We start from the raw sequence: 385 nt of genomic DNA on the forward strand, positions 1-385 counted from the left end.
CGGAACGTGGCAGTAATGGTGTGCTTGGGAACGTTGGCTGATTAGGGCCATCAGGGAAATGATGTGGCTCTAAACAAAAACCACTTCTGAAATTATGCACTAAGCCAGACGCTTGCGGAGTACTACCGTCTAAGAAGATACCTGAATAAAACTGTACTCCTGGCTCTTCTGTGTAAACTGTTAACGTACGACCAGAGTTTGCTGCGTAATCCGTCGCCGCTTCAACAAGGTCATAGCTTGGCGTGTCTTTAAGAACAAAGTTAAGGACATAACCTTTACCAAGTTTCAGTTGTTCATTGATTGCTTTTATATCAAGACAGATTACTTTAGCATTAAGGAAAAAAAACGGTATGAAACACACATCCATCCAAACACCATATTGAAT

General features: G+C 41.6%; 1 protein-coding gene. It reads right to left on the bottom strand.

The window, feature by feature from the left end:
• On the bottom strand, positions 1 to 385 hold a 385-nt coding region (locus tag CWC02_RS20550; protein WP_502705414.1), incomplete at both ends, for an aldose epimerase family protein.

The sequence above is a fragment of the Pseudoalteromonas sp. S2721 genome, assembly GCF_005887425.1.
Taxonomy (GTDB): domain Bacteria; phylum Pseudomonadota; class Gammaproteobacteria; order Enterobacterales; family Alteromonadaceae; genus Pseudoalteromonas; species Pseudoalteromonas simplex.